General features: G+C 73.1%; 23 protein-coding genes and 1 riboswitch. Of the genes, 9 read left to right on the top strand and 14 right to left on the bottom strand.

What is annotated here, in order from left to right:
* Nucleotides 1-79: 79 nt before the first annotated feature.
* On the top strand, nucleotides 80-1726 hold the full coding sequence (ctaD, locus tag ACQP17_RS11040; protein ID WP_433856111.1) for an aa3-type cytochrome oxidase subunit I: 1647 nt from the start codon (nucleotides 80-82) through the stop codon (nucleotides 1724-1726).
* Complete coding sequence (locus tag ACQP17_RS11035; protein WP_433856110.1) at nucleotides 1723-2178, top strand: hypothetical protein; 456 nt, start codon at nucleotides 1723-1725, stop codon at nucleotides 2176-2178. Before ctaD ends, ACQP17_RS11035 begins: the two co-directional genes overlap by 4 nt.
* 107 nt (nucleotides 2179-2285) lie before the next feature.
* Here ACQP17_RS11035 and ACQP17_RS11030 read toward each other — a convergent pair whose 3' ends face one another.
* From ACQP17_RS11030 to ACQP17_RS11015, 4 genes are all read right to left on the bottom strand, one after another.
* A complete protein-coding gene (locus ACQP17_RS11030) occupies nucleotides 2286-2981 on the bottom strand; it encodes a hypothetical protein (protein WP_433856109.1) in 696 nt (231 codons plus the stop codon).
* On the bottom strand, nucleotides 2978-3409 hold the full coding sequence (locus ACQP17_RS11025) for a DUF6114 domain-containing protein (protein WP_433856108.1): 432 nt from the start codon (nucleotides 3407-3409) through the stop codon (nucleotides 2978-2980). Before ACQP17_RS11025 ends, ACQP17_RS11030 begins: the two co-directional genes overlap by 4 nt.
* Nucleotides 3400-4020, bottom strand: a complete 621-nt coding sequence (locus tag ACQP17_RS11020) for a DUF6230 family protein (RefSeq protein ID WP_433856107.1) — start codon at nucleotides 4018-4020, stop codon at nucleotides 3400-3402. Before ACQP17_RS11020 ends, ACQP17_RS11025 begins: the two co-directional genes overlap by 10 nt.
* Nucleotides 4021-4454: 434 nt before the next feature.
* Nucleotides 4455-5687, bottom strand: a complete 1233-nt coding sequence (locus ACQP17_RS11015; protein ID WP_433856106.1) for a cytochrome P450 — start codon at nucleotides 5685-5687, stop codon at nucleotides 4455-4457.
* A 239-nt stretch (nucleotides 5688-5926) separates the two neighbouring features.
* On the opposite strand from ACQP17_RS11015, the gene ACQP17_RS11010 reads away from it, so the two are divergent.
* Nucleotides 5927-7096, top strand: coding sequence for a steroid 3-ketoacyl-CoA thiolase (locus ACQP17_RS11010; RefSeq protein WP_364883796.1), 1170 nt, complete (start codon nucleotides 5927-5929; stop codon nucleotides 7094-7096).
* 9 nt (nucleotides 7097-7105) lie between these two features.
* Here ACQP17_RS11010 and ACQP17_RS11005 read toward each other — a convergent pair whose 3' ends face one another.
* The 6 genes from ACQP17_RS11005 to ACQP17_RS10980 form a co-directional block, all read right to left on the bottom strand.
* A complete protein-coding gene (locus ACQP17_RS11005; protein WP_433856105.1) occupies nucleotides 7106-7987 on the bottom strand; it encodes an ECF transporter S component in 882 nt (293 codons plus the stop codon).
* Nucleotides 7984-9618 (bottom strand): ABC transporter ATP-binding protein, encoded by a 1635-nt coding sequence (locus tag ACQP17_RS11000; protein WP_433856104.1) that lies wholly within the window; start codon nucleotides 9616-9618, stop codon nucleotides 7984-7986. Before ACQP17_RS11000 ends, ACQP17_RS11005 begins: the two co-directional genes overlap by 4 nt.
* Nucleotides 9615-10769, bottom strand: coding sequence for a CbiQ family ECF transporter T component (locus tag ACQP17_RS10995; RefSeq protein ID WP_433859886.1), 1155 nt, complete (start codon nucleotides 10767-10769; stop codon nucleotides 9615-9617). Before ACQP17_RS10995 ends, ACQP17_RS11000 begins: the two co-directional genes overlap by 4 nt.
* Entirely contained in the window at nucleotides 10766-11431 is a 666-nt protein-coding gene (locus ACQP17_RS10990; protein WP_433856103.1) for an SCO2322 family protein, read from the bottom strand. Before ACQP17_RS10990 ends, ACQP17_RS10995 begins: the two co-directional genes overlap by 4 nt.
* The gene (locus tag ACQP17_RS10985; protein WP_433856102.1) at nucleotides 11428-12738 is read right to left on the bottom strand and encodes a prenyltransferase/squalene oxidase repeat-containing protein; all 1311 of its coding nucleotides are present in this window, start codon (nucleotides 12736-12738) and stop codon (nucleotides 11428-11430) included. The genes ACQP17_RS10990 and ACQP17_RS10985 overlap by 4 nt, the downstream gene beginning before the upstream one ends.
* Nucleotides 12739-12941: 203 nt before the next feature.
* A riboswitch (cobalamin riboswitch) is annotated at nucleotides 12942-13086 on the bottom strand.
* 43 nt (nucleotides 13087-13129) lie between these two features.
* The gene (locus ACQP17_RS10980) at nucleotides 13130-14197 is read right to left on the bottom strand and encodes an MBL fold metallo-hydrolase (RefSeq protein ID WP_433856101.1); all 1068 of its coding nucleotides are present in this window, start codon (nucleotides 14195-14197) and stop codon (nucleotides 13130-13132) included.
* Between the two features lie 203 nt (nucleotides 14198-14400).
* On the opposite strand from ACQP17_RS10980, the gene ACQP17_RS10975 reads away from it, so the two are divergent.
* Nucleotides 14401-15852: an aldehyde dehydrogenase gene (locus ACQP17_RS10975; protein WP_433856100.1), complete on the top strand. Its 1452-nt coding sequence runs from the start codon at nucleotides 14401-14403 to the stop codon at nucleotides 15850-15852.
* Nucleotides 15852-16085 carry a ferredoxin gene (locus ACQP17_RS10970; RefSeq protein WP_364883776.1) on the top strand — a complete coding sequence of 78 codons (234 nt, stop codon included), beginning with the start codon at nucleotides 15852-15854 and terminating at the stop codon, nucleotides 16083-16085. The genes ACQP17_RS10975 and ACQP17_RS10970 overlap by 1 nt, the downstream gene beginning before the upstream one ends.
* Before the next feature lie 418 nt (nucleotides 16086-16503).
* Here ACQP17_RS10970 and ACQP17_RS10965 read toward each other — a convergent pair whose 3' ends face one another.
* Entirely contained in the window at nucleotides 16504-17178 is a 675-nt protein-coding gene (locus ACQP17_RS10965; protein WP_433856099.1) for a TetR family transcriptional regulator, read from the bottom strand.
* A gap of 239 nt (nucleotides 17179-17417) precedes the next feature.
* Here ACQP17_RS10965 and ACQP17_RS10960 point away from each other — a divergent pair, with 239 nt between their 5' ends.
* The 4 genes from ACQP17_RS10960 (at nucleotide 17418) to ACQP17_RS10945 (ending at nucleotide 21700) form a co-directional block, all read left to right on the top strand.
* On the top strand, nucleotides 17418-18824 hold the full coding sequence (locus tag ACQP17_RS10960; protein ID WP_433856098.1) for a glycosyltransferase family 4 protein: 1407 nt from the start codon (nucleotides 17418-17420) through the stop codon (nucleotides 18822-18824).
* Nucleotides 18825-18882: 58 nt separating this feature from the next.
* The gene (locus ACQP17_RS10955; RefSeq protein WP_433856097.1) at nucleotides 18883-19740 is read left to right on the top strand and encodes a methyltransferase domain-containing protein; all 858 of its coding nucleotides are present in this window, start codon (nucleotides 18883-18885) and stop codon (nucleotides 19738-19740) included.
* A complete protein-coding gene (locus ACQP17_RS10950; RefSeq protein WP_433856096.1) occupies nucleotides 19737-20807 on the top strand; it encodes a prenyltransferase/squalene oxidase repeat-containing protein in 1071 nt (356 codons plus the stop codon). Before ACQP17_RS10955 ends, ACQP17_RS10950 begins: the two co-directional genes overlap by 4 nt.
* 74 nt (nucleotides 20808-20881) lie before the next feature.
* Nucleotides 20882-21700, top strand: coding sequence for a maleylpyruvate isomerase family mycothiol-dependent enzyme (locus ACQP17_RS10945; protein WP_433856095.1), 819 nt, complete (start codon nucleotides 20882-20884; stop codon nucleotides 21698-21700).
* Between the two features lie 14 nt (nucleotides 21701-21714).
* On the opposite strand, the gene ACQP17_RS10940 is transcribed toward ACQP17_RS10945, so the two are convergent.
* From ACQP17_RS10940 to ACQP17_RS10930, 3 genes are all read right to left on the bottom strand, one after another.
* Nucleotides 21715-22725, bottom strand: a complete 1011-nt coding sequence (locus ACQP17_RS10940) for an LLM class F420-dependent oxidoreductase (RefSeq protein ID WP_433856094.1) — start codon at nucleotides 22723-22725, stop codon at nucleotides 21715-21717.
* Between the two features lie 172 nt (nucleotides 22726-22897).
* A complete protein-coding gene (locus tag ACQP17_RS10935; protein ID WP_433856093.1) occupies nucleotides 22898-23758 on the bottom strand; it encodes a DUF5336 domain-containing protein in 861 nt (286 codons plus the stop codon).
* Between the two features lie 244 nt (nucleotides 23759-24002).
* Nucleotides 24003-24926: an N-acetylmuramoyl-L-alanine amidase gene (locus tag ACQP17_RS10930; protein WP_433856092.1), complete on the bottom strand. Its 924-nt coding sequence runs from the start codon at nucleotides 24924-24926 to the stop codon at nucleotides 24003-24005.
* Nucleotides 24927-24930: the final 4 nt, after the last annotated feature.

Here is a 24930-nt window from a genome sequence, read left to right as displayed (position 1 = left end):
TGAGACTTCCCACCCCCGCCCGCGGGCCCCGGGTGCCGCGGGCGGTGAAGGACGCGGCGGTGCCGGACACCTGACGGGCATGAGGTTTCCCGTGAAGTGGCTGACGACCACCGACCACAAGACGATCGGCACGCTCTACCTGGCCACCGCGTTCGCGTTCTTCTGCGTCGGCGGGCTGCTGGCGCTGGTGATGCGCGCCGAACTGGCCCGGCCCGGCCACCAGATCATGTCGAACGAGCAGTTCAACCAGGCGTTCACGATGCACGGCACGATCATGCTGCTGATGTTCGCGACGCCGCTGTTCGCCGGATTCGCGAACTGGATCATGCCGCTGCAGATCGGCGCGCCCGATGTCGCCTTTCCCCGGCTGAACATGTTCGCCTATTGGCTCTATCTCTTCGGCTCGCTCATCGCGGTGGGCGCGTTCCTGACGCCGCAGGGCGCGGCCGACTTCGGCTGGTTCGCCTATGCGCCGCTGTCCGATTCCGTGCATTCCCCCGGAATCGGCGCCGATATGTGGATCATGGGTCTGGCCTTCTCCGGCTTCGGCACGATCCTCGGTTCGGTCAACTTCATCACGACGATCATCTGCATGCGGGCACCCGGCATGACGATGTTCCGGATGCCGATCTTCTGCTGGAATGTGCTGCTGACCGCGGTGTTGGCGCTGCTGGCTTTCCCGGTGCTGGCGGCGGCGCTGCTCGCGCTGGAGGCGGACCGTAAATTCGGGGCGCACGTCTTCGATGCCGCGAACGGCGGTGCGTTGCTCTGGCAGCACCTCTTCTGGTTCTTCGGCCATCCGGAGGTGTACATCATCGCCCTGCCGTTCTTCGGCATCATTTCCGAGGTCATTCCGGTGTTCTCCCGGAAGCCGATGTTCGGTTACGTCGGTCTGATCGCGGCGACGGTGTCGATCGCTGGTCTGTCGGTGACGGTGTGGGCGCACCACATGTATGTGACGGGCGGCGTGCTGTTGCCGTTCTTCTCGTTCATGACGTTCCTGATCGCGGTGCCGACGGGTGTGAAGTTCTTCAACTGGATCGGCACGATGTGGAAGGGCTCACTGTCCTTCGAGACGCCGATGCTGTGGGCGATCGGCTTTTTGATCACCTTCACGTTCGGTGGTCTGACCGGTGTCATCCTGGCCTCGCCGCCGATGGACTTCCATGTCTCGGACTCGTACTTCGTGGTGGCGCACTTCCACTACGTGGTGTTCGGCACGGTGGTCTTCGCGATGTTCGCCGGGTTCCATTTCTGGTGGCCGAAGATGACCGGCAAGATGCTGGACGAGCGGCTGGGCAAGATCACGTTCTGGACGCTGTTCGTGGGCTTCCACGGCACCTTCCTCGTCCAGCACTGGCTGGGTGCGGAAGGAATGGTGCGGCGTATCCCCGACTATCTCGCGGCCGACGGATTCACCACCCTGAACACCGTCTCCAGCATCTTCTCCTTCCTCCTCGGACTGTCCCTGCTGCCGTTCCTCTACAACGTGTGGAAGACCGCGAAGTACGGCGAAAAGGTCGAGGTCGACGATCCGTGGGGATACGGCCGTTCGCTGGAATGGGCGACGTCCTGCCCGCCTCCCCGGCACAACTTCCGTACGCTGCCGCGTATTCGCTCCGAATCCCCGGCCTTCGATCTGCACCACCCGGAGATCGGACGCGAGATCGAGGCCTCGGCGGACGCCGAGGACGCGCCCACCACCGGAATCGGGGCCCGCACATGAACGAGGGAACGCAGCGGGGCCGGGGACGGCGGAACGGCGAAGGCGCACGCACGGGCGGCGAGCTGCCCGGCGGGACAGCGCTGCCGCACCCCGGAGAGATGCCGGAGGCCGACGGCACGGCGATGGGCCGGGCCATCAACGAGATCGAGGGATTTCTCCTCCGGGAGGCGGAGAAGGACCGGGCACGCCGTCGCGCGGAGGCCTTCTGCGCCGGTCTGCCCTGGCTCACCGACACCCAGCGCCGGGAGGTGGAGCTGCACTACTGCCGCGACCAGCGCGACGCCTCCTGGGCGTATCTGGAGCGCATCGCACACCGCAGCGCCACCCTGCGGACCGAGTACGAGGACGTCTACCGGGCCCTGCGGCGACGGCTGATCAGCGCGGTCCTCGGCGGCACGCTGGCCGTGGCGGCGCTGGTGACGGTGGCGGTCGCCGGGATGGCCGTGCGCTGAGGGGGCGCCCCGGGCCGGGTGCGGAGAAGGACGTCCGGGGTGTGCCGAGGGTGACGCCCGTGCGGGGCACGGCCGTCACCCGGGCCGGAGTGCCGGTGGCGCGCCGCTCAGTCGGTGACGGTGATCTGGGAGGCGGGGGCGGTGGTGTCGGCGACCTTGTAGGTGGCGTTGAAGATCGAGCTGGTCGCGGTGGTCGGGCAGCCGAACCCGCCCACGACCTTCACCGGCACCGCCGCGTTGGTGAAGGTGAGCGTGGAGGGTGCGCCGTTGGCCCAGGTGCCGGGCACCGTCGCCGCCGCGGTGGGGGCCGCGGTGACCGTGCAGGACGCCAGCCCGCTGGTCTTGAGGACGAAGCCGCCGGTGGGGATGGTCAGTCCGGCGGTCACCGGCGCCCCCATCTGCATGGCGACGCCCCAGGTGCCGCTCGTGGTGACGGTCGCGCTGACCCCCGGCAGGCTCGTCGTGCAGGAGCCGTAGGTCGCCGGAGTGGTGGAACTGCTCACCGGTCCGGCCGCGTTGTGGTTGCCGGGGGCGGCCGGGACCTGCCCGCTGGAGGTCGAGGTCGTGCAGGTCACCGTCACCGAACCGGCCTTGAAGGTGGCCTTGCCGCTGAGCGTGGCGGTGAAGCCGTGACCCGCCGGGAGCACGGTCGTGGACGGGGCGAGCGGCGCTGCTTCGGCGGGCAGTGCCGCCGCCGGGCCCGTCACGGCCAACGGCAGGGCCAGGGCCGCGGTGATCCCGGTGCCGGCGGCCCACCACACGCGTCTGCGGTGGGTGGGGCGGGCGGGGTGCGTCATCGTCATCGTGGGTCTCCTTCAAGGGGGGTGGGTGCCGCAGGGGCCTCGGGGGCCGCGGGGTCGCCGGACGCCGTGGGGGCGCCCGGTTCCGCGGGGGCGGCCGGCTGCCAGGCGAAGATCATCGAGCCGCCGAGAATCCCGAGGACGGTGCCGAGCAGAAAGCCCCCGAGGTTGGACATCACCAGCGCGGCCGCCGCGCACAGCACCGTGAGCACCCCCGCCATGCCCCGGTAGTGCGGGGCGAACCACGCCGAGAGCCCCATCACGATCATCACCAGCCCCATCAGCACGGACGGGATGCCGGCGATGCCCTGTTGCAGCATGATCTTCAGCGGCGCCAGGGGCAGGGCGCAGATCTCGACGCCGGCGAGGACCGCCGTCAGACCGCCCCAGAAGGGCCGGCCCTTCCGCCAGCGCCGCCAGGTCAGAAGCATTCCTTGGTGCCCTTGGAGATCTTCATGTTCAGGCCGGAGAGCTTGAAGGTCCCCGCGTTGGTGGCCCAGGCCGTCTGCCGCAGGCTGTTGATGCTGACGTCGTCGGCCTGCTGGGCGAAGAGGTCCTGCATGCCCTGGCCGCTGTCCGGTCCCTTGTCGAGGGTGGAGGCGTCCCGGCCGATCTCGATGCCGTGGAACGAGGCGTCGCCGGAGAGCTGGGTGGCGTCCACGAACAGGTTGGTCGCCTCGACGGGCGTGCTGCCCGTACCGGCGCTGAGGTGGAGCGAGATGTCGCCGATGACGGGCAGATGTGTCACCACCGACTGGCACAGATGGTGCATCCGTGCGGACTTGATGGCGGTGACGGCGACCGGCAGGAGATCTCCCCTGGCGTTGGTGTCGACGCTGCCGTACTGGGCGAAGCCGTCGCCCGTGAGGCTGTCGGCGGAAACCTTGAACTGCTGTCCCGAGACGGCGAACGAGGCCGCCAGCGCCCCGTTGGCCAGAGCGATGCCCAGGGCGGCGGTGCCGACGAGGGCCGGGACGGACAGCGCGGCGAACCTGCGCCATCTGATGCGTCCCGTGACGGGTCTGCCGTGTGTGTCCTTCATAACGGTGGGTCCCCTTCGAAGAGCAAGAGAGCGCGCTGTCGAACCGTGTGGGGGAGGGCCGTGCGGGGTGCGGGGTGCGGCGTGGGTGCGGCCTTCTGCGGGGGTGCGGCGTCTCGCGTGGGTCGGCGACGCGCGGGGCCGGCGGGTGCGGGTGTGGGGAAGAACGTGCCCTCCGGCCGGAGACGGTGCCGAGCGGTGCGCGAGGATGCCGAACTGCCAAGTGTTACCGGTGAGTTGAATGTAAGTCTGAGCATGACAACTGACAAGGCTGAGGTGGCGGCCGGTTTCGGACATACCGCGCGCCCGGTTTTTCCGGCCCGCCCCTCGCGCGCCGGGCGCCGCACCGGTTCCGCCCCCGCATGACGGCGGGGCGCCCACCCGTACCTCCGGGTGCGCGCCCCTGCCGCTCCTCGCCGGTGCCGCCGGCCGGTCGGTCAGCCGTAGTGCACCCGGAGTTCCTTGACGCCGTTGAGCCAGGCAGAGCGCAGCCGGCGCGGGCTGCCCGCCAGGGTGATGTCCGGCATGGCGTCCGCGAGGGCGTTGAAGATCAGGTTGATCTCCAGCACCGCGAGGGACTTCCCGAGGCAGAAGTGCGGCCCGCCGCCGCCGAATCCCAGATGCGGGTTGGGGTCGCGGGTGATGTCGAAGACCTCGGGGTCGGTGAAGACCTCCGGGTCGTGGTTGGCGGACGAGTAGAAGATCCCCACCCGCTGCCCCTCCTTGATCTTCGCGCCGCCGAGTTCGGTGTCCTGGGTGGCGGTGCGCTGGAAGGAGACCACCGGCGTCGCCCACCGCACGATCTCCTCGGCCGCGGTCTCCGGGCGCTCGCGCTTGAAGAGTTCCCACTGCTCGGGGTGGGTCAGGAAGGCGTGCATCCCGTGGGTGATGGCATTGCGCGTCGTCTCGTTGCCGGCCACCGCCAGCAGCAGCACGAAGAAGCCGAACTCGTCGGAGCCGAGGTTCCCCTCGTGCTCGGCCGCCACCAGCCGGCTGACGATGTCCTCGGCGGGGCACTCCTTGCGCGCCGCGGCGAGGTTCATCGCGTATGAGATCAGCTCCATGGCCGCGTTGGCGCCGACCTCTTCGGTGATCGCCAGCTCGGGGTCGTCGTACGCGACCATCTTGTTGGACCAGTCGAAGATGCGGGCCCGGTCGTCCTGCGGGATGCCGATCAGCTCCGCGATGGCCTGGAGGGGGAGTTCGCAGGCGATGTCGGTGACGAAGTCCCCGGTGCCGCCGCGGCGCGCCTCGTCGACGATGTGTGCCGCCCGGCGGCGCAGTGCCTCCTCCAGGCCGCGGATGGCGCGCGGGGTGAAGCCGCGCTGCACGATCTGCCGGACCCGGGTGTGCTCGGGCGGGTCCATGTTGAGCATGATGAGTTTCTGTACGTCGATCTGCTCACGGGTCATGGACGCGTTGAACCGGATGATCGAGGTGTTGCGGCTGGCGGAGAAGAGCTCCGGCTTGGTGGACACCTCCTTGACGTCCTGGTGCCGGGTGACGACCCAGTAGCCGTCGTCGCCGAAGCCGGCGATGCCGTGCGGCTGGGCGTTCCACCACACGGGAGCGGTCTGCCGCAGCTGTGCGAACTCGGGGAGCGGGACACGGGTCCGGTAGACGTCGGGGTCGGTGAAGTCGAACCCGTCGGGCAACGCTGGGCATGGCATCGGCGACTCCTGGTCCATCCGAAATTTCTGACGGTTCATCAGGTCATGGATCGCGGTGAAGGTAGTGACGAGTTCTCCAGGTCGCAAGAGCCACGGCGACTCCCCGTGCGGACAAGGGCGTTGCAGGCCCCTTGCGCCCCGGGGGACGGCTCATGAGACTGTCGTGGAACTAGAACGCGTACTAGTTCTTCTTCCGTGGGTGCCGGGACCCGCGGACGCGAGGAGAGGACGAGTCAGTCATGGCCGCGGAACCCGTCATCGTCGAAGCAGTACGCACCCCGATCGGCAGGCGCCAGGGCGCCCTCGCCAACCTCCACCCCGCCTATCTCCTGGGCGAGACCTACCGCGAACTCCTCTCCCGTACGGGCATCCAGCCCGACTGCATCGAACAGATCGTCAGCGGCACCGTCACCCACGCCGGGGAACAGTCCATGAACCCGGCCCGCAACGCCTGGCTGGCGATGGGCCTTCCGTACGAGACCGCCGCGACCACCGTGGACTGCCAGTGCGGATCCTCCCAGCAAGCTAACCACATGGTCGCCAACATGATCGCGAGCGGCGTCATCGACGTCGGCATCGGCTGCGGGGTCGAGGCGATGTCCCGGGTGCCGCTCGGCAGCGCCTCCAAGCACGGGCCCGGCAAGCCCTGGCCGGACGAGTGGAACGTCGATCTGCCCAACCAGTTCGAGGCGGCCGAACGCATCGCCCGCCACCGGGGGCTGACCCGCGAGAACGTCGACTCGCTCGGCCTGATCTCACAGGAGCGGGCGGCCGCCGCCTGGGCCGAGGAGCGCTTCAAACGGGAGACCTTCGCCGTCCAGGTGCCCACCACCGAGGAGGAACAGGCCGCGGGCCAGGGCATGTGGCGGCTGGTCGACCGGGACGAGGGGCTGCGCGACACCAGCATGGAGGCGCTGGCCGGCCTCAAGCCCGTGATGCCGACCGCCGTCCACACCGCGGGCAACTCCTCGCAGATCTCCGACGGCGCCGCCGCGGTCATGTGGGCCTCCAAGCGGATGGCCCGCGCCCTCAAGCTCAAGCCGCGCGCCCGGATCGTGGCGCAGGCGCTGGTCGGCTCCGACCCGCACTTCCATCTCGACGGGCCCATCGACGCCACCCGCGCGGTGCTCGGCAAGGCCGGGATGTCCCTGAAGGACATCGACCTCGTCGAGATCAACGAGGCCTTCGCCTCCGTGGTGCTCTCCTGGGCGCAGACCTTCGACCAGGACCTGGAGAAGGTGAACGTGAACGGCGGGGCCATCGCCCTGGGGCACCCGGTCGGCGCCACCGGCGCCCGGCTCCTGGCCACCGCGCTCCACGAACTCGAACGCCGGGACAAGGAGTTCGCCCTGATCACCATGTGCGCGGGCGGCGCGCTGGCGACCGGGACGATCATCCAGCGGCTGTAGCGGGACGGCTCACGGGGAGCCGGCCTCCCGGGACGGGCCGGGGCCGAAGGAGACGGGGGCGTCGAAGGCGGCACGGCGGGTGGCGCGACGCAGCGCCTTGAGCACCGTGCCGCCCAGCACGAAGGTGAGCACCACCGTGACCACGGCACGGGGCAGATCCCAGCCCAGGGAGGTGGCGAGGCAGTAGGCGAGGAAGCGGGTGAGGTTCTGCCCGACCGGGTCGCCGGGGACGAAGGAGACCCCCGAGGCCAGGCCGCCGATGTAGGGCCACCCCTGGAGGTTCATGACCAGGCCGTACAGGACGGCGGAGACGGCTCCGTAGGCGGCGAGCAGGGCCAGTTCACGGCGGCCGCGCAGCCGGTCGGGCCCGGGCAGCAGGCCGGCGCCCATCGACACCCACCCCATCGTCAGCATCTGGAACGGCATCCAGGGCCCGACACCACCGGTCAGCAGCGCCGACGCGAACATCGCCACCGACCCCAGCACGAACCCGAACCCCGGCCCGAGCACCCGCCCGGCCAGCACCATCAGGAAGAACATCGGCTCGATGCCGGCCGTCCCCGCACCCAGCGGCCGCAACGCCGCCCCGGCCGCGGCCAGCACCCCGAGCATGGCGATGGCCTTCGCGTCCAGGCCGGTGTCGGCGATGGTCGCCACGACGACGGCGAGCAGCATCGGCAGCAGCGCCGCGAACAGCCAGGGCGCGTCCTGGGAATGGGCCAGACCGGACGCGGAGTCGGCCAGCAGCGGCCAGCCGAAGGCCATCACGCCGATGGCCGAGATCAGGCACAGCGCGGCGACGGAACGGGGGCCCAGGCGCACGGCACGCACCCGGCGCCCCGGGCCCGACGGCGGCCCGTCGTCTCCGGTGAGGTGTGGATGCCCGCTCATGCGGTGGCCTCCAGCGCGTCGGCCACCTGCGGCACGGTCAGCCAGGGCAGCGGCGCCAGGACCTTGGCGACCTGCGGCGCGAAGGACGGCGAGGAGACCACGACCTCCTCGGTGGGCCCGTCGGCGACGATCTCCCCCTCGGCCAGGATCACCACCCGGTGGGCGAGTTCGGCGGCCAGCTCCACATCGTGGGTGGCCAGGACGATGGCGTGGCCCTCGGCGGCCAGCGTGCGCAGCACCTCGACCAGCCGGGCCTTCGCGGCGTAGTCCAGCCCGCGGGTGGGCTCGTCGAGCAGGAGCAGCGGCGGGCGGGCGGTCAGCACGACCGCGAGGGCGAGGGCCAGGCGCTGGCCCTCGGACAGATCGCGGGGGTGGACGGAGTCCGGGACGTCCGGCAGCAGCCGGGTGACCTGGGCCCGGCAGCTGCCGGCCGGGGCACCCGCGTCCTGGTCGGCCGCGGCGCACTCGGCGGCGACACTGTCCGCGTAGAGCAGGTCACGGGGCTCCTGCGGGACCAGACCGACCTGCCGCAGCAGCGCGCGGGGCCCGGTGCGGTGCGGGGCGAGACCGCCGACCCGTACCGCGCCGGACGACGGCTCGTGCATCCCGACGAGGGTGGACAGCAGCGTCGACTTCCCCGCCCCGTTACGGCCCATCAGCGCGAGGGTCTCGCCGCGCCGCACGGTCAGCTCCACCCCGTGCAGCACCTCGGCCCGCCCCCGCCGGACCCCCAGCCCGCAGACCTCCGCGGCGATCCCGTCCGGGACCGCGCCGCCCGGGGGCGGCGTTCCCGCCCCCGGCGCCGGCGGCACCACCCCCGACAGCCGCTCGCGCAGGGCGCCGGCCCTGCGGCGGGCGTCACGTACCGACAGCGGGAGCGGGGACCAGTGCGCGAGGCGCCCGAGGGCCACCACCGGGGGGTGCACGGGGGAGACGGCCATGACGTCGGCGGGCGCGCCCATCACCGGGGCCGCGCCCGGGGAGGGAAGCAGGATGACCTGGTCGGCGTACTGGACGACGCGCTCCAGGCGGTGTTCGGCCAGCAGCACCGTGGTGCCCAGGTCGTGGACCAGACGCTGGAGCACGGCGAGCACCTCCTCGGCGGCGGCCGGGTCGAGCGCCGAGGTCGGCTCGTCGAGGACCAGGACCTTGGGGTGGGTGGTCAGCACCGACCCGATCGCCACCCGCTGCCGCTGGCCCCCGGACAGGGTGGCCAGGGCACGGTCGCGCAGCTCGGCCAGGCCCAGCAGATCAAGGGTCTCCTCGACCCGGCGGCGCATCACGTCGGGGGCCAGGCCCAGCGACTCCATGCCGTAGGCGAGCTCGTCCTCGACGGTGTCGGTGACGAAGTGCGCCAGCGGGTCCTGGCCCACGGTGCCGACGACATCGGCCAGTTCACGCGGCTTGTGGGTGCGGGTGTCCCGGCCGTCGACGGTGACCCGGCCGTGCAGGGTGCCGCCGGTGAAGTGCGGAACCAGACCGCACACGGCGTTCAGCAGGGTGGACTTGCCGACGCCCGAGGGCCCGACCAGCAGGCACAACTCGCCCTCGGGGACGGTCAGGTCGATGCCCTGGACGGCCGGCGCCGCGGCGTCGCCGTAGGTGACCGAGACCTGCTCGAACCGGATCACGGGGTGGGCTCCTTCACACGCGGACCGACATCGGGGGCACGGCCACGGGACACGGCACGGTCCGCACGGTCCCCGCTCGGCGGGAGCGGGGCGACGAACGCGGGCAGCAGTCCCACCAGGACGGAGACGGCCGGCCAGAGGGGGAGGACAGGGGCGGTGAGCGGGACCGCGGGCGGATGCAGCGCGGCGGGCGCATAGGCACCGGCCCAGATCATCAGGGCGGCGACGGCGATGCCGGAGCCCGCGACCAGGCAGGCGCGCACCCCCCACCGCTCGGGCCGGTAGCGGCTGCGCACCGACCGCCGGCCGCCGAGCCACAGCCCGCCGAGCGCCGCCGCCAGCCCGGCCAGCAGCAGCGGCAGACCGTAGCCGCCCGAGGCGCCCAGCAGCCCGTACGTTCCGGCGCAGATGCCCAGCAGCCCGCCCAGGGTCAGGGCAGAGGTGGTGCGCCGTACGGTCCGCGGCACCTCTGCACTGCGGCCGTATCCGCGCGCGTCCATGGCCGCGGCCAGCGCCACCGAACGCTCCAACGCGCCCTCCAGCACCGGCACCCCGACCTGGAGCAGCCCCCGCAACCCGCGGTCGGGGCGGCCGCGCAGCCGGCGGGCGGCCCGCAGCCGCTGCACGTCGGCGACCAGATTCGGCGCGAAGGTCATCGCCACGACGACCGCGACGCCCGCCTCGTAGAGCGCGCCCGGCAGCGACTTCAGCAGCCGCGCCGGGTGGGCGAGCGCGTTGGCGGCGCCCACACAGATCAGCAGGGTGGCCAGCTTCAGCCCGTCGTACAGCGCGAAGACCATGGCCTCCGCGGTGACCCGGCCGCCGATCCGGACGCCCTTCGCCCAGTCGGGCAGCGGCACTTCGGGCAGCGTGACCAGGGTGTGCGTACCGGGGATCGGGGACCCCAGGAAGAAGGCGAAGACCAGCCGGATGGCGATCACGACCAGGCCGAGCTTGACGAACGCACCGTAGGAACGGGCCCACGGTGCCTGCGTACGGCGGGCCGCGACGACATAACCGGCCACCCCCACCAGCAGCCCCAGCAGCAGCGGATCGGTGGTGCGGGAGGCCGCGGTGGCCAGGCCGAGCGCCCACAGCCACCAGGCGCCGGCGTGCAGCGCGGTGGTACGGGTCGTCTGCGGGGCGCTCATCCGCGCCGGCGGCGGAGCTGCCACCCGGCCGCCGCACCCAGCACGACCAGGACCGCGATCCCGCCGAACAGCCCGGCGGACGGCCCCCCGTCGTCCCCGCCGTCCGCCGCCCCCGGGGACGGCGCCGCGGACGGCGCCCCCTTCGCGCCCTTCGAGCCGTCCACCTGCTCCGCGCACCCCGCCTTCGGGTAGCCGGCGACGGCACACAACAGGGCGCTCGCGTCATAGCGCAGCGGCCGGGCGACCGCCGCCAGCGCCTCGCCCGCCGAGGCGTCCTCGGAGACCTGCGCGCACCTCGTCCGGGACGCCGGCGGCCGCTCGCCGCCGGGCGCGTCCGCCGCGGTGCCGAAGTCCACGACGACACCGACCCGCTTGCGGCCCTTCTCGGCCGGGGTGTCCGCGCAGATCGCGCCGAAACCGGCGGCCCCACGGGGCTTGCCGGCCGCGGCGGAATCGGCGCTGACGGTGAAGCGGAACCCGAGGACCGCGCCGTCGGCCGGCCGCAGGGAGCCCGGCCCCTCGGAGGCGTACGTCCAGGAGCTTCCCTCGCCCTCCCAGAAGGACCAGTAGCGGTACTCCTGGGCCTGGGCGGGCCCGGCGGCCAGGCCGGTGACCGCACCGGCCAGCAGCGCGGTCCCGGCGAGAGCGGCCCGGCGCCTCACGACGTGCTCTTCTTCCGGCGGCCGCTGAGCAGGAAGCCGATGCCCGCGCCGAAGGCGAGACCGACACCGACGATCCACCACACGGTGTTGCCGCCGCTGTCCCCGGCGGAGGCGTCGGCGTCCCCGGTGTGCTTGCCCGGCACCGACGCCGGGGCCGGGCCGGTGGCGTTGAGCGCGGTCACCAGGTCGCTGCCGCCGAACGCGCGCGGGTCGCTGCCGGTGGCGTGCGCGGCCAGCACCAGCTGGGCGTACGCGGCCGGGCCGTTCCGCCGCGCCCAGTCCGCCGCGTTCTTCCGCAGCCAGGCCAGCGGCTTGCGGGCCTCGGCGGCGTGCCCGCCGGCCGCCAGCGCCACCACGGCGTCCGCGGTGTTGCCGACGTCCGGCTGCGGCTTCGCGCCCGGCATCGCGGAGACCAGATGCTGCCCGTTCCCGTCGAGCTGGGCGACGAGATAGGCGGCGCCGCCGTCCGCCGCCCTCGCCGCGGAGACCTTGCCCGGCTTCGCGTCCGCGCCGTCCTTGCAGGCCGGCGGGGTCAGGGGCGCACGGTGCGCGGCGGGCGCGACGACGAAGCCCCGGCCGAGCACCCCGGTCGCGGCGGCCGCGGTGGCGTCGGCGTTCGGGGCCGCGCCCTTGAGCTGGAAGGTGAACGCGCCGTGCGCCGCCTCCTTGCCCGCACAGCCCAGCCGGAAGGTCAACAGCCCGTCGTAGGGGCTCTTGCCCTTCTTCGACGTCACCGACTCCGGCTTCTGCCCCGCCGCCGCGAGCGCCCCGATGACCACCGAGGTGGAGTTGGCGTCGCCGGGTGAGCCGGGCATCGAGCTCCAGCTGCCGTCGTCGTTCTGCACCGACTTCAGCCAGCCCACCGCCTTGCGCACGGCGTCGCCCTGCCCGCCCAGCGCGGCCAGCGCCTGCACCGCGGCCGCCGTCTGGTTGGTGTCCCGCATCGTCTTGGCGTCACAGGCCTTGCCCGGCTCGGCACGGAACGCGGTGAACGCGCCGTCCGCGCACTGCTGCCCCACCAGCCACCGCACCGCCGGCGCCGCCGGACGCACCCCCACGGTGTGCTGCGCCAGCAGCGCGAGCGACTGCCGCCACACCCCGTCGTACTGCGGGTCCTTGGTGCCGTACAGACCGTCGGGCAGCTTCTTCGGCGCCCCGGACAGGGACGGTGCACCCGCGGCGTACGCGGGGGCGGCGGCCGCGCCCAGCACCAGCGCGGCGGCCAGAGCGGTGGTGGCGCGGCGCAGCAGCGGGGCGCCGGAGCGGGGCGAAGGGGCCTGGGGGGCCGAAAAAGCCGTGGGAGCCATCGGGTCGGTGCCTCTCGGGTCGGGTCGCGGCGGTCACACAGCCGCGCTCGGCCGCCCACCCGCACACCGATCCGCAGGGATCGGGCGGGTGGCACCGGGCTCGGCTCCGTATACCTCGACGGGGCCGCGCACCGGCCGTCCGCGGGGGGCGGGCGGGCGCGGTGGCGCGAGCCTTGGCCGTGCCCTTCGGGTGTTCCGGCTCGTACGGCCCGTCCGCGCCGGCCGGGGGCCTGTCGCGGGGTGGCCGTCCTCACGGTTGCGGGTCAGCGCCGGATTTCCACCGGCTTCCCCCGATCGGGTACGGATGAAGTTGTCCCGCACACCTTAACCGGCGCCCACCCGGCCTTCGCTCGCACGTACGAAAATGCCCGGAGCCGCGGCCGGCACCCGGCTACGGCGTTCCGTCCACCGCCTGGTACCGCACGGGACCGGGCCCCGGTAGGCACTCCGCCCGGCCCAGTTTCACCAGCCGGCGCAGATGCGCCTCGGCCTCCGAGACGGCGATGGTGCGGGAGCTGTAGGGGATCTCCGCCCAGGGACGGTTCCACTCCATGGCGGTCGCGAGCTGCCAGGCCGTGCGGGGTTCGTGCAGCAGCGCCCCGAGACGGGCGAGCCGCTCCTCGTGGTGGGCGAGCAGCGCGCGCACCCGTCCGCCGGCGTCGGTGAAGGCGTGCTGATGGGCGGGCAGCACCTCGGCGGGGTCGAGCCGGCCGACCCGTTCGAGGGAGTCGAGATAGTCGCCCAAGGGGTCGGCGGCCTCCCCGGGGGAGCCGTCCTCGGCCTGCGGATCCCCGTACAGGCCGATGTGCGGGGTGATCCCCGGCAGCAGGTGGTCGCCGGAGAAGAGCCGCCCGAAGCCGCCGCCACGGCGCGCCGGGTGCTCCTCCTCCAGGTGCAGACACACATGGCCCGGGGTGTGGCCCGGTGTCCAGAGGGCGCGCAGCCGGCGCCCCGGCAGATCGAGCAGCTCGCCGGGGTCGATCCCGCGGTCCGGCAGCGCGGCCCGCAGACCGGGCATCCGGCCGCCGCCGTGGGCCCGGGCGGTGCGCAGCGGCGCCAGGTGTTCCTCGGGTGCGCCGGCCGCGGTGAGCTGGGCCAGGAGGTGGCCGAGCCAGCGGTCCGGCGTGGCCTCGCGGGTGCGGCGGACCACGGCGGTGTCCGCGGCGTGCATCGCGATCCAGGCGCCGGAGGCCTCCCGCACCTTGGCGGAGAGGCCGTGGTGGTCGGGGTGGTGGTGGGTGATCAGCACGCCGTGGAGGTCGGTGAGGGCGAAGCCGCAGGCGCTGACGCCGGCGGCGAGCGCCTCCCAGGAGTCCGGGTCGTCCCAGCCGGTGTCGATGAGCACCGGCCCCCGGTCGGTCTCCAGGAGGTGGACGAGGGTGTGGCCGAGCGGATTGTCCGGGATGGGGACGGCGATGCTCCACACCCCGCCCCGGTGGTCGGTCACCTGCGTCGTCATCCAGGTCCCCTCTCGTCCCGCCGGGCGTCCGGCACCCACCCCACTATAACTAGAACGAGTTTCAATGCGGCCGGAATCGGGTCCCCGGAAAGCCGCCTCGGGGATTCGGTCCGCCCGCCGTGGACTCCTCCCGGTAGAACTGGTATCAGTTCCTGATACGTGAATTCTGATGCAGCGTCAGCAACCGTCGGGAGGCGGCAGCGATGAGCGACCTCGTCGAACACGGAAAGCTCTACCTGGGCGGCGAGTGGGCCGATCCGGCCGGCCGGGACACCATCGAGGTCGTCTCGCCCCACACCGAACAGGTCATCGGCCGGGTGCCGCACGCCTCGCGGGCCGACGTCGACCGGGCGGTGGCCACGGCCCGCCGGTCCTTCGACTCCGGGGAGTGGGCGCACGCCCCGCTGGCCGACCGGATCGCGGTGATCACCCGCATCAAGGACGCCTTCGCGGCCCGCAGCGAGGAGATCGCCCGGGTCATCAGCTCCGAGAACGGCACCCCGTTCACCTCCGGGGTCATGGTGCAGTCGCTCGCGGCGATGCTGGTGTGGGACGCCGCGCTCACGGTCGCCCGGGACTTCCCGTTCGAGGAGCGGCGGGCCGGGCTGCTGGGTCCGCTGCTGGTGCGGCGGGAGCCGGCCGGGGTGGTCGCGGCCGTGGTGCCGTGGAACGTCCCGCAGTTCACCGCCGCCGCCAAGCTCGCCCCCGCGCTGCTGGCCGGCTGCTCGGTGGTGCTGAAGGTGTCTCCCGAGACCCCGCTGGACGCCTACCTCCTCGCCGAGATCGCGACGGAGGCCGGGCTGCCGCCGGGCGTGCTGTCGATCCTCCCGGCCGACCGCGAGGTGAGCGAATACCTGGTCGGGCACCCGGGCGTGGACAAGGTCTCGTTCACCGGCTCGGTCGCGGCGGGCCGACGGGTCATGGAGGTCGCCTCCCGCCACCTCACCCGGGTCACGCTGGAACTGGGCGGCAAGTCCGCCGCGGTGATCCTGCCGGACGCCGATCTGGACGCGGCGGTGGCCGGCATCGTGCCGTTCGCCTGGATGATCAACGGCCAGGCGTGTGTGGCCCAGACCCGGATCCTCGCCCCGCGCAGCCACTACGACGAGATCGCAGAACGGTTCACGGCCGCGGCGAGCGCGCTGACCGTCGGCGACCCGCTGGATCCGGCCACCGAGATCGGCCCGCTGGTCACCCGCCGCCAGCGGCAGCGCTCGCTGGACTACATCGCACTGGGGCAGCAGGAAGGCGCCAAGGTCCTCACCGGCGGCGGCCGGCCCGCGCAGCAGTCGACGGGCTGGTACGTCGAGCCGACCCTCTTCGGCGAGGTCGCCAACTCCATGCGGATCGCCCGCGAGGAGATCTTCGGCCCGGTCATCTGCCTGCTGCCGTACGGCGACGAGGCGGAGGCCATACGGATCGCCAACGACTCCGACTACGGCCTCTCCGGCTCGGTGTGGACGGCCGACACCGACCACGGCATCGACGTCGCACGGCAGGTGCGCACCGGCACGTACTCGGTGAACACCTTCAGCATCGACATGCTCGGCCCGTTCGGCGGCTACAAGAACTCCGGCATCGGGCGGGAGTTCGGGCCCGAGGGCTTCGGCGAATATCTGGAGCACAAGATGATCCACCTTCCGGCGGGTGCCTGATGGGGGACCGCTGGCGGGTGGAGGTGGACCGGGGCGTGTGCATCGGCTCGGGGATGTGCGCCGCCACCGCGCCGGACGGCTTCCGGCTGGACACCGCCCGGCAGTCGCACCCGGTGACACCGGAGACGGCCGCCGCGGCCGACATCCTGGCCGCGGCCGAGGGCTGCCCCGTCGAGGCCATCACCCTGACCCTGACCGACAACGGCGAGACGGTGTTCCCACCGGAGGAGTGAGGGCCGGCGGGGCGGGGCGGGGTGGGGCGGGGCGGGCCCGTAGGGGGGTGCGGGGCGGGTCCCGTAGGGGTCCGAAGGGCCCCTTGCGGGCCAACTACCCAGGTGGGAGCGGGAGTTAACGCGGGGTCCGGCGTGTCGGGACGGTCGATGCTGCCGGTCGGCGGCGTGCGGGGTCGACGTTTCCGGTCCGGGGACGTGCGGAGGTCGAAGGTCCCGGGCGGGCGGATGTCAACGCTCCGGGGTCTGCGGCCAGCGGTCTGCGGTGTGTGGTCTGCGGTGGTCGTCGACGGTCCCGGCGCGGCCGCGGGGTGGCCGGTGTTTCCGTTTCCGCTGCCGGCTCGATCGCGCGGCGGCCCACGCTGTGGGTCCGGCGGCCTGCGGCGGTCAACGTCGCCGGCTCGGCCGCGGGGCGGGGTGGTCAGTCGTCCCGGTCCGGCGACGTCAGGTCGATCAGGCGGCACACCGTTTCGATGTCGATCTTCACCTGGGCGATGGAGGCCCGGCCCGACAGCCAGGTGATCAGGGCGGAGTGCCAGGTGTGCTCGATGACCCGGACCGCGGAGAGCTGTTCGGGGGTGGGGGCGGCGGCGGGGTGGGCCGGCTCCTGTGCGGGGTGGCGCGGGGTGGCCGGCGGGGCCATCGCGTCGAGGATGATCGCGGTGGTCAGCCGGGAGACGGTGTCCACCTCGGGGCTCACCGAGCGGTCGGCGAAGGTCAGCGCGCGCACCATCGCGTCCGCGAGGTGCGGCTCGCGCTGGAGCGCACGGAAGGCGCGCATCAGGGTCTGCGCGACCCGGGCGCCGGGGTCCTGCTCCGAGGGCGGGCGCTTGCGCAGCGTCTCGTGCATGTGCTGGAGCTGGTCCTGCATGGTGGCGACCAGCAGGTGCACCTTGGAGGGGAAGTAGCGGTAGAGGGTGCCGAGGGCGACGCCCGAGGACTCCGCGACCTCGCGCATCTGCACGGCGTCGAAGCCGCCACGGGACGCCAGCCGGGCGCTGGTGTGCAGGATGCGGCGGCGTCTGGCCTCCTGACGCTCGGTCAGGGGAGGACTCGCGGGAAGCGTCGGCCTGGCTGCCTTGGATTCCGTAGTCATATTTCCCATTCCGTGGCATTCCGTCCGCGATGCGGCGAGTGCCGGTGGTGTGCTCGGCACAGCATGGCAGGGGGGCGGGTGGTGGCGCGAATCACCTGGTGCGGCTCTTTTCGCATCGTTCTCGGCCGGTAGATTCGAGGCTCGGTGAACTGATCAGTAGCCGATCAGTTCTGAAACTTGTTCTAGATTACCGCCAGCGGTTACGCTCCGGCGAAAGTCCAGTGAGAAGGGGGCCGAGCGTGACCGCAGAGGCCGTCCAGGCAGCCGCGCCTCGCCTCGCAGAGGCCCTCTCGGCCTCCGCCCCGGTCCATGGCGAGCGCCCCCTGCGCATCGCGATGCTCACGTATAAGGGGAACCCGTTCTGCGGCGGGCAGGGCGTCTATGTGCGCCATCTCTCCCGCGAACTGGCCCGCCTGGGCCACACCGTCGAGGTCATCGGCGCCCAGCCCTACCCCGTCGTCGACGACGGGGTGACCCTGACCGAGCTGCCCAGCCTGGACCTCTACCGCCAGCCGGACCCGTTCCGTACGCCGGGGCGCGGCGAGTACCGCGACTGGATCGACGCCCTCGAGGTCGGCACGATGTGGACCGGCGGCTTCCCCGAGCCGCTCACCTTCTCGCTGCGGGCCCGGCGCCATCTCGCCGCCCGCCGCGGCCGGTTCGACGTCGTCCACGACAACCAGACCCTCGGCTACGGCCTGCTCGGCGGCCCCGGCGCGCTCGGCGCCCCGCTGGTCACCACCATCCACCACCCCATCACCGTCGACCGGCGCCTCGACCTGGCGGCCGCCGGCGGCTGGCGGCGCCGCGCCTCGGTGCGCCGCTGGTACGGCTTCACCCGCATGCAAAAGCGCGTCGCCCGCCGGCTGCCGTCCGTGCTGACCGTCTCCGGCTCCTCGCGCCAGGAGATCGTCGACGACCTCGGCGTCCGCCCCGGCCGCATCCACGTCGTGCACATCGGCGCCGACACCGAGCTGTTCTCGCCGGATCCCGCCGTCCCCGAGGTGCCCGGACGGATCGTCACCACCTCCAGCGCGGACGTGCCCCTCAAGGGGCTGATCCACCTCGTCGAGGCGCTCGCCAAGGTGCGCACCGAGCAGCCCGACGCCCATCTCGTGGTCGTCGGCAAGCGCGCCGACGACGGGCCGGTGGCCGCCGCCATCGAGCGGCTCGGGCTGTCCGGCGCCGTCGCATTCGTCAAGGGCATCTCCGACGGCGAACTCGTCGACCTCGTCCGCGGCGCCCAGATCGCCTGCGTCCCCTCCCTCTACGAGGGCTTCTCACTGCCCGCCGCCGAGGCGATGGCCACCGGCACCCCGCTGCTGGCCACCACCGGCGGTGCCATCCCCGAGGTCGCCGGGCCGGACGGGGAGACCTGCCTGGCGGTGCCCCCGGGCGATGCCGACGCGCTGGCCGGCGGGCTGCTCCGGCTGCTGGGCGACGCGACGTTGCGCCGCCGGCTCGGCGCGGCCGGCCGGGAGCGGGTGCTGGCCCGCTTCACCTGGCGGCAGGCCGCCCTGGGCACCGCCGAGCGCTACCGCGAGGCCATCGCCCTCCAGGGCGGCGCAGCCCGCGCCCTGTCCGGGGCGGCGACCGGCGCGGCCGCCGGCACCGCGCCCGCGCCGCGCACCGCCGGACACGTCTAGGCCCGCAGTTCCTTCCGCAGCCACACCGCCACCCACCGCCGGACGAAAGCAGAACGCCGTGCTGACCGTCGACTTTTCCCGCTTCCCGCTCGCCCCGGGCGACCGCGTGCTCGATCTGGGGTGCGGCGCCGGCCGGCACGCCTTCGAGTGCTACCGGCGCGGCGCGCAGGTCGTCGCCCTCGACCAGAACGGCGAGGAGATCCGCGAGGTCGCCAAGTGGTTCGCCGCGATGGAGGAGGCGGGCGAGGCCCCGGCGGGCGCCTCCGCCACCGCGATGGAGGGTGACGCGCTCAACCTGCCGTTCCCCGACGACAGCTTCGACGTCGTGATCATCTCCGAGGTGATGGAGCACATCCCGGACGACAAGGGCGTGCTCGCCGAGATGGTCCGGGTGCTGCGTCCCGGCGGCCGGATCGCCGTCACCGTGCCCCGCTACGGCCCCGAGAAGGTCTGCTGGGCGCTCAGCGACGCCTACCACGAGGTCGAGGGCGGCCACATCCGCATCTACCGTGGCGACGAACTCCTCGACAAGGTGCGGGAGGCGGGCCTGGAGCCGTACGGCACGCACCATGCGCACGGACTGCACAGCCCCTACTGGTGGCTGAAATGCGCCTTCGGGGTGGACAACGACAAGGCGCTGCCGGTGCAGGCGTACCACAAGCTGCTGGTCTGGGACATCATGAAGAAGCCGCTGGCCACCCGGCTCGCCGAGCGGGCGCTCAACCCCGTCATCGGCAAGAGCTTCGTCGTCTACGCCACCAAGCCGCACCTGCCCGCGGCGCCGGCCGCCGACGTGGCGGACGAGCCCGCCGAGGCCGCCGAAGCCGCTCCCGTGCCCGCCGCGAAGTCCGCCGGGTCCGCGAAGACGGCCAAGTCCGCCAAGTCCGCCAAGTCCTCCGCCGGGGCCGCCAAGTGACGAGTCCCGGGCGTACCGAACGGCTCGTCCTGCCGGGCGTGCTCACCGCCGAACAGGCGGCCCAGACGGTCGCCGGCATCCTCGCGACCCAGCGGCCGGACGGCGCCATCCCCTGGTTCCGGGGCCACCACCTCGACCCGTGGGACCACACCGAGGCCGCCATGGCCCTGGACGCGGCCGGTGAACACGAGCGCGCCGAGGCCGCGTACGACTGGCTGGTGCGCCACCAGAACCCGGACGGGTCCTGGTACGCGGCCTACGTCGACGGCGACGCCGAGGACGCCACCGACCGCGGCCGGGAGACCAACTTCTGCGCCTACCTCGCGGTCGGCGTCTGGCACCACTTCCTGTCCACCGGCGACGAGACCTTCCTCGACCGCATGTGGCCCGCGGTCCGCTCGTCGATCGGCTTCGTGCTGGAGCTCCAGCAGCCCGGCGGGGAGATCGGCTGGAAGCGGGAGGAGGACGGCACCCCCGTCAACGAGGCGCTGCTGACCGGCTCCTCCTCCATCTACCAGGCCCTGCGCTGCGCCCTGGCGCTCGCCGACCAGCGCGAGGAGCCGCAGCCGGACTGGGAGCTGGCGGCCGGCCGGCTCGGCCACGCGATACGCAGCCACCCCGAACGCTTCCTGGACAAGTCCCGCTACTCCATGGACTGGTACTACCCGGTCCTGGGCGGCGCGCTGCGCGGCCAGCCCGCCAGGGACCGGATCGACGCCGACTGGGAGCGCTTCGTCGTGCCCGGCCTGGGCGTGCGCTGCATCCTGCCCAACCCCTGGGTCACCGGCGGCGAGAGCGCGGAACTGGCGCTCGCGCTGTGGGCGATGGGGGAGTCCGAGCGGGCCGTGCAGATCCTCAAGTGGATCCAGCACCTGCGTGCCGACGACGGCCTGTACTGGACCGGCTACGTCTTCGACGACGACGCGATCTGGCCCCGCGAACGCACCTCCTGGACGGCCGGTTCGCTGCTGCTGGCGGTCGCGGCCCTGGGCGGCGACGAGGCCACCACCGCGGTCTTCGGCGGGGAGCGGCTGCCGACCGGGCTCGATCCGGACTGCTGCCGGTAGGCGGCCCGCCGGGGCCCGGCCGGGGGCCCGAAAAGCGGGGGACTAGCCTTGGGGAGCGCACTACTGTGCGGCACATGACTCTCCAAGGCTCCCTCACCCACGAGGAATACTGCGCCCACCTCCTCGACGAGACCGGCCGGCTCCGGGAGATCGTGCGGACCGCCGACCTCACGGTGACCGTGCCGACCTGCCCCGACTGGACGCTGGCCGACCTCGCCCGGCACGTGGGCGGTGCGCACCGCTGGGTCCACACGATCGTGACCACCCGCGCCTCGAAGGCCGTTGCCCCCGCGGACGTCCCCGAGGGCGGCGGGCCCGAGGGCGGCGGGCCCGAGGGCGCGGACCCGGCGGCGCTGGACGCCTGGCTGGCGGCGGGCGCCGCGCAGCTGGTCGCCGCGTTGCGCGAGGCCGGCCCCGACACGGAGGTCTGGAGCTGGACACCGGCGCGGAGCACGGGGTTCTGGGCCCGCCGGATGACCCATGAGACGGTCATCCACCGGGCCGACGCGGCGCTCACCGCCGGCGCCCCCTTCGAGGTCCCGGCGCCGGTCGCCGCGGACTGTCTGGAGGAGTGGCTCCAGATCGGCGAACTGCCGGTGGTGGCGGCCCGCTTCGCCGAGCGCGGGGCGGACCTGTGCGGCCCCGGCCGGACGATCCATGTCCACGCCACCGACGCCCCGCCCGGCCTGACCGCCGAGTGGCTGCTCGACCTCACGGGCGAGGCGCCCACCCACCGCCGCACCCACGAGAAGGCCGCGGTCGCCCTGCGCGGCCCCCTGACCGACGTGCTCCAGGTCCTCTACCGCCGGCTGCCCGCCGACAGCGACCGGGTCGAGGTACTGGGCGACGCCGCGCTGCTCGACCGGTGGCTGGCGGTCGCGTCCTTCGGGTGAGCGGCCGGCCGCGGTCAGGAGTTCAGCTCGGCCAGTACCCGTAGCGTGTGCGGGTCCGGGGCGGTGACCAGCAGGTCGGTGACCGGGCCCGCACGCCACAACTCCAGCCGCTCGGCGATCCGTTCCCGCGGACCCACCAGCGAGATCTCATCGGCGAAGGCGTCCGGCACGGCGTGCACGGCCTCCTCCTTGCGGCCCGCCAGGAACAGCCGCTGCACCCGCCGGGCTTCCTCCTCGAAGCCCATCCGCGCCATCAGATCGGCGTGGAAGTTCTTCGTCGCGTGGCCCATGCCGCCGATGTAGAAGCCGAGCATCGCCTTGACCGGCAGCAGCCCCTCGGCGACGTCGTCACAGACCAGGGCGCGGGCCATCGGCGCGATGAGAAAGCCGTCCGGGGCGTGCGCCAGCGAGTCCCGGTAGACCTCGGTGCGCCGCGGTGACCAGTACAGCGGCAGCCAGCCGTCCGCGATCCGGGCCGTCTGGGCGATGTTCCTGGGCCCCTCGGCGCCCAGCAGGACGGGGAGACGGGCGCGCAGCGGGTGGGTGAGGGGCTTGAGCGGCTTGCCCAGTCCGGTGCCGTCCGGGCCGGGGTAGGGGAGCGGGTGGAAGGACCCCTCCGAGACCACCGGCCCCTCCCGGCGCAGGACTTGCCGGATCACGTCCACGTACTCACGGGTGGCGGTCAGCGGGCTCTTGGGGAACGGCCGCCCGTACCACCCCTCGACGACCTGCGGCCCGGACAGCCCCAGGCCCAGCAGCAGCCGTCCGCCGGAGAGATGGTCCAGGGTCAGGGCGTGCATGGCGGTGGCGGTGGGGGTGCGGGCCGCCATCTGGACGATGCCGGTGCCCAGTTTGATCCGGGAGGTGTGGGCGCCGATCCAGGCCAGCGCGGTGAAGGCGTCCGAGCCCCAGGCCTCGGCGGTCCACACCGAGTCATAGCCCAGGCGCTCCGCCTCGCGGGCCAGTTCGAGGTGGCGGGGGTCGGGGCCGCGGCCCCAGTAGCCCAGTTGCAGACCGAGTCGCATGCTGATCGCCCCTCTTCGGCGTGGCGAGGGTTGCGGGGTGGCGACGACCCTGATGCTGACGGACCGTCAGATAGAGCCGTGTCCGCGCACTGTACGGCCGGGCCGCGGGCAGCGCAACGGCCCCCCGCCCGCAGGGGCGAGGGGCCGCGAAAGGACCGCTGGGCGTCCGGCGTCAGCCGCGCTGGATGCCGGTGGTGTCCTGCAGGACGCCGCGACGGCCGTCCTGGGTCTGCGCGATCAGGGCCTGGCCGCGCTGCTCCACCGCGAGGTACCAGGTGCCGGGGGCGAGTTCGGCGATCGGCGCCGGCGAGCCGTCCTCGCCGTACAGCGGGCGGGCGACGGGCACCGCGAACCAGAACGGCGCGAAGTCCGACGGGGCGCCGGCCGCCTGGGTGGCACCGGTCTGGCCGGCGGCCGCCCGGTCGGCGACGGGCGCCTGCTGGCCGTACGCCTGGCCGCCCTGGGACTGCTGCTGGACGCTCGGGTAGCCGTACCCGTGGCCCGCCTGCTGCTGGGCGCCGGGGTAGCCGTACCCCGGATTCGGGCCCGCACCGTAGGGGGCCGCCGCGGGCTGCGGCTTGGGGGCGCCGACCAGGGCGACCTTGAGCGCCGGGACCAGCGGGGTGGCGACGGCGCCGCCCGCCAGGAGCAGGGTGGCGATCAGGCCGATGATCAGGCCCGCACCGGCGTTGGCGCTGCCGATGAGGGACCAGAGCCCGGTCCACGCCGCGAAGACGGTGAGCGCGACACCGAACTGGGCCGGATCGAGACCGGCGACCTTGCGCTGCTGCGGCAGCAGGCGGCTGAGGACGACGATCGCCGCGCCGATCACACCGGCCAGGTACATGCTCATGAGCGTGGGCAGCGCATCCCAGGCGTTGAGGCTGGAGTAGGCCGCCTGGGACTGGCAGTACTTGGCGGGCAGGCCGGAGCAGTCCGGGCCGCCGGTGAGACTGAGGAACGAGGCGATGAACAGCAGCACCGCTGCTCCGATCACCACGCCGTCGCCTCGAGTGAGGGAGCGGATGTTCACGTAAAGGTCCTTTGTCGGTTTCGTGGGTCCGGTCGTCGCTGTTGCGGTGCGCGCAGTGCGAGGCACGGCGGTGGGCACCCATCGTAAAGGGGAACCCGCCGCCGAATCCGGCGGGCCGTCGGGTTCGTTTCCGCGTGCGGCCGGGAGCATGTATCGGACCCGGTATCGGAAGGGTTCCGGAGTGGTCGCGGGCGGTGCGTTCCGTGCGTCATCGGTCCGTCATCAGGGCGTCGTGATCGGTGAGTCACCGGTGCGTCAGGAAGGCCGTGATGCCCTCGGTGATACCGCGGGCCGCTTTCTGCCGCCAGTGCGCGTCGGTCAATTGCGCGGCGTCCTTCGGATCGCGCATATTGCCGCACTCGATGAACACCTTCGGCACGGTGGAGAGGTTGAGGCCGCCGAGATCGGCACGCACGTCGAGCCCGGTGCCGTGGCCGATGTAGTTGGACGGCGCGCTGCCGGTGACCGCGAGGAACCGGCCGGCCAGCCGTTCGCCCAGCTCTCGTGAGGGCGCCACGATCGCGGCGTTGTCGGCGGGGCCGGCCGTGACCCGCGCCGGGAGGATGACGTGGAAACCGCGGTTCCCGGGGGCCGAGCCGTCGGCGTGGACGGAGAGCGCCACATCGGCGTGCGCCTCGTTCCCCCGGGCCGCCCGCTCGTCCACACACGGGCCGTACCGGCGGTCGCCGTCCTGGGTGAACACGACCCGGGCGCCCTCGTGCCGGAGGAGGGCGCGGGCGCGGCGGGCCACGTCGAGCGTGAACGACGCCTCGGCATAGCCGTCGTCGGTGGAGGTGCCGGTGGTGTCGCACTCCTTGTGGGCGTTGCCGATGTCCACCTGCCGGGCGATCTCCCGCCCGTGGTCACGGTTGTGCGGGTTGTGGCCCGGGTCGAGGAGCACGACCTTGCCCCGGAGGCTGCCGTGCGCGGTGCCCGGGCCGGGGGAGTCCTTGCCGTCCGGCGGGTGGCCGGTGACGGAGGGGTCGCCCGCGCCGCCGGGGGACGGGCTCGCGGCGGGCGGTCCGGCTCCGTGCGACGGGCCGCCGTGGCCGCCCGTCGCCCGCCAGACCAGCCAGCCCCCGACGCCGGCGACCACGACAGCGGCCAGGACGGCGAGGGCGACGCCGCGCAGGCGGCGGTGCGGTGGGAAAGTGCTGCCGTTCGACACGTCC

It is taken from the genome of Streptomyces kronopolitis (assembly GCF_050953795.1).
Lineage (GTDB): Bacteria > Actinomycetota > Actinomycetes > Streptomycetales > Streptomycetaceae > Streptomyces > Streptomyces kronopolitis_A.
The sequence above is the reverse complement of the archived record's forward strand: the minus strand, read 5'-3'. Positions and strand labels throughout refer to the sequence as shown.

What these genes read in the sequence shown, in the direction of transcription:
- ctaD (WP_433856111.1), top strand. Translation starts at nt 80, where the DNA reads ATGAGGTTTCCCGTGAAGTGGCTGACGACCACCGACCACAAGACGATC.
- ACQP17_RS11035 (WP_433856110.1), top strand. Translation starts at nt 1,723, where the DNA reads ATGAACGAGGGAACGCAGCGGGGCCGGGGACGGCGGAACGGCGAAGGC.
- ACQP17_RS11030 (WP_433856109.1), bottom strand. Translation starts at nt 2,981, where the DNA reads ATGACGATGACGCACCCCGCCCGCCCCACCCACCGCAGACGCGTGTGG.
- ACQP17_RS11025 (WP_433856108.1), bottom strand. Translation starts at nt 3,409, where the DNA reads ATGCTTCTGACCTGGCGGCGCTGGCGGAAGGGCCGGCCCTTCTGGGGC.
- ACQP17_RS11020 (WP_433856107.1), bottom strand. Translation starts at nt 4,020, where the DNA reads ATGAAGGACACACACGGCAGACCCGTCACGGGACGCATCAGATGGCGC.
- ACQP17_RS11015 (WP_433856106.1), bottom strand. Translation starts at nt 5,687, where the DNA reads ATGCCATGCCCAGCGTTGCCCGACGGGTTCGACTTCACCGACCCCGAC.
- ACQP17_RS11010 (WP_364883796.1), top strand. Translation starts at nt 5,927, where the DNA reads ATGGCCGCGGAACCCGTCATCGTCGAAGCAGTACGCACCCCGATCGGC.
- ACQP17_RS11005 (WP_433856105.1), bottom strand. Translation starts at nt 7,987, where the DNA reads ATGAGCGGGCATCCACACCTCACCGGAGACGACGGGCCGCCGTCGGGC.
- ACQP17_RS10995 (WP_433859886.1), bottom strand. Translation starts at nt 10,769, where the DNA reads ATGAGCGCCCCGCAGACGACCCGTACCACCGCGCTGCACGCCGGCGCC.
- ACQP17_RS10985 (WP_433856102.1), bottom strand. Translation starts at nt 12,738, where the DNA reads ATGGCTCCCACGGCTTTTTCGGCCCCCCAGGCCCCTTCGCCCCGCTCC.
- ACQP17_RS10980 (WP_433856101.1), bottom strand. Translation starts at nt 14,197, where the DNA reads ATGACGACGCAGGTGACCGACCACCGGGGCGGGGTGTGGAGCATCGCC.
- ACQP17_RS10975 (WP_433856100.1), top strand. Translation starts at nt 14,401, where the DNA reads ATGAGCGACCTCGTCGAACACGGAAAGCTCTACCTGGGCGGCGAGTGG.
- ACQP17_RS10970 (WP_364883776.1), top strand. Translation starts at nt 15,852, where the DNA reads ATGGGGGACCGCTGGCGGGTGGAGGTGGACCGGGGCGTGTGCATCGGC.
- ACQP17_RS10965 (WP_433856099.1), bottom strand. Translation starts at nt 17,178, where the DNA reads ATGACTACGGAATCCAAGGCAGCCAGGCCGACGCTTCCCGCGAGTCCT.
- ACQP17_RS10945 (WP_433856095.1), top strand. Translation starts at nt 20,882, where the DNA reads ATGACTCTCCAAGGCTCCCTCACCCACGAGGAATACTGCGCCCACCTC.
- ACQP17_RS10940 (WP_433856094.1), bottom strand. Translation starts at nt 22,725, where the DNA reads ATGCGACTCGGTCTGCAACTGGGCTACTGGGGCCGCGGCCCCGACCCC.